This window comes from Mesorhizobium sp. M7A.F.Ca.CA.002.04.1.1, from assembly GCF_004022805.1.
Lineage (GTDB): Bacteria > Pseudomonadota > Alphaproteobacteria > Rhizobiales > Rhizobiaceae > Mesorhizobium > Mesorhizobium ciceri.
Genome location: NZ_RZPL01001031.1, coordinates 1 through 1,415 on the forward strand (window position 1 = coordinate 1; position 1,415 = coordinate 1,415).

Sequence of the window (1,415 nt, forward strand, 5' to 3'; positions counted from 1 at the left end):
TCTCTCCGGGGGCGACGGTCATTGCCCCCTTGTCGGTAAAAAGCGCGGTCTCTCGGGCAAGTGCCGCACCATCGGCATGGTCGTATGCCGCGCCAGCCCGCTCAGCCAGCGCGATCGCCGCCCTCGTGCCATCTATATCCGTATCAAAGCTGAAAACCGGGCACCGACTTGACGACAATAGCGACGCGGCATGCGCAGCCGCGTGCTCAATCAGCGCTTCCCGGTTGCCGATCCAAGCAACCGCCATTCGCTAAACTACTTTCTGGTGCCGGCTCGATCCTAGACGAAACTGGATTGGCCGTGAACCCCACCCTGCAGCGGATCAGCGAATGTTTTCATACGCGTCAACAAATTCCGACCCTGCTTAGTCATATTTGACGTAAGCGAAGCGTTGATCGGTCAGTGGAGTGCCCTCCAGTGCCCCGCCTTCCTTGGCCGGCTGCCACTGGACAACGTCCTCGATCTTTTTCGCCAACTCGAAATCCTTGTCGGTAATGCCTTTCGCCGCGTGATTCGTCAGGCGCACCTCGACCCAGGCATAGGAGGCGGTGATATCAGGATGGTGCCACGCCGCCTCGGCGAGATGACCAACCGTGTTGATGACCATGAGCGTCGATTTCCAGCTGTGGGTCTTGTATTTGCGCCGGATCCAGCCGTTTTCATAACGCCATTTCGGCAACTCCTTCTCAAGCCGGTCGGCGATCTCGGCTTCCGAATAGACCTTTTCCTTGACTGTCTCGTTCATCTCGACCTCCGCGAATTGCTCGGTCTGTCACACGCCGGAGCCGGCAAACACGTATGCGTTCTCTTTGGCTTGCCCCATCGACGAAAACAGTTATCATGGTACCGGGCACCTAAACTTCCATGATGCATCCATGATGCACCCATCGGGGGGCAGATGTCGAATTCTGTTACCATACGAGTGCCCGCTCGCCTGCACCTTGGCTTCCTTGATCTCAATGGCGATGCTGGACGGCGGTTCGGCAGCGTCGGGCTTCCATTGAGCGAACCCGAAACCGTCGTCACCCTGTCGCGGTCCAGCGAGACCATCGTCGAAGGCTCCGAGAGCACCCGCGCCAGCGAGCATCTATCGACGCTCTGCAAGCATCTTGGCATTCGCGGCCAGCACCATCTGGTGGTAGAGCAGTCGATCCCCAGTCATGCGGGTCTGGGCTCCGGCACACAGATCGCCCTTGCCGTCGCCTCGGCGTTGCGCACGCTCCACAATCTGCCTCTGGACATCGCCGGCGACGCTAACCTGCTCGAGCGGGGCGGCCGATCCGGCATCGGCATCGCAAGTTTCGAAGACGGCGGCGTCATAGTCGACGCCGGCAAGAACGACCGCGGCGGAACGCCTCCGGTCGTCGCGCGGCTGCCGTTTCCGGAAGAGTGGCGCGTCCTCCTCATCCTCGACC

At 60.4% G+C, this 1,415-nt stretch carries 1 protein-coding gene and 1 pseudogene; one reads left to right on the plus strand and one right to left on the minus strand.

The features are described from left to right. Positions 1–364: 364 nt before the first annotated feature. Entirely contained in the window at positions 365–745 is a 381-nt protein-coding gene (locus ENZ75_RS31785; RefSeq protein WP_013532029.1) for a 4a-hydroxytetrahydrobiopterin dehydratase, read from the minus strand. 255 nt (positions 746–1,000) lie between these two features. On the opposite strand from ENZ75_RS31785, the pseudogene ENZ75_RS31790 reads away from it, so the two are divergent. Further along, a pseudogene (locus ENZ75_RS31790) lies at positions 1,001–1,415 on the plus strand (GHMP kinase); the annotation flags it as partial.

Bases quoted from the DNA above. Each gene is read 5' to 3' on its own strand.
- ENZ75_RS31785 (WP_013532029.1), bottom strand. From the start codon at position 745: ATGAACGAGACAGTCAAGGAAAAGGTCTATTCGGAAGCCGAGATCGCC.